The sequence below is a fragment of the Roseateles sp. P5_B10 genome (genome assembly GCF_056400485.1).
This window is the reverse complement of record NZ_JBFULE010001760.1, coordinates 1-523: the sequence shown is the minus strand read 5'-3', so window position 1 is coordinate 523 and position 523 is coordinate 1. Positions and strand designations below refer to the sequence as shown.

General features: G+C 65.0%; 1 protein-coding gene. It reads left to right on the top strand.

Annotated elements, in window-relative coordinates; translation table 11 throughout:
* The coding region (locus AC1DU6_RS35765; RefSeq protein ID WP_477863383.1) for a carbamoyl phosphate synthase preATP-grasp domain-containing protein at positions 1 to 523 on the top strand (523 nt) is incomplete at its 3' end.

Sequence of the window (523 nt, the reverse complement as noted above, 5' to 3'; positions counted from 1 at the left end):
CTGGCGGACGCGACCTATATCGAGCCGATCACACCCGAGATCGTCGCCAAAATCATTGAGAAGGAGCGCGGCGACCGCTCCAAGGGTTTTGCGCTGCTGCCGACCATGGGCGGCCAGACCGCGCTGAACTGCGCGCTGTCGCTGCGCCAGCAAGGCACGCTGGAGAAGTTCGACGTCGAGATGATCGGCGCCACCGCCGAAGCGATCGACAAGGCCGAAGACCGCCAGCTGTTCCGCGAGGCGATGACGAAAATCGGGTTGGAGACGCCGAAGTCGCGGCTCGCCAACGCATCCGCGCTGAAGAAGCAGTATCGCGAGCAGCACCAGGCCGAAAAAGCCAAGCTGACGGGAGACGCGCTCGCCGAGCACGAGCGGCAGTGGGTGCTGCATGAAGGCGACCGCCGCAAGCGCTATCAGGAACATGCCCTCGGCCAGGCGCTGATGGCGCTGTCCGAAATCGGTCTGCCCGCGATTATCCGTCCGTCCTTCACCATGGGCGGCACCGGCGGCGGCATCGCTTACA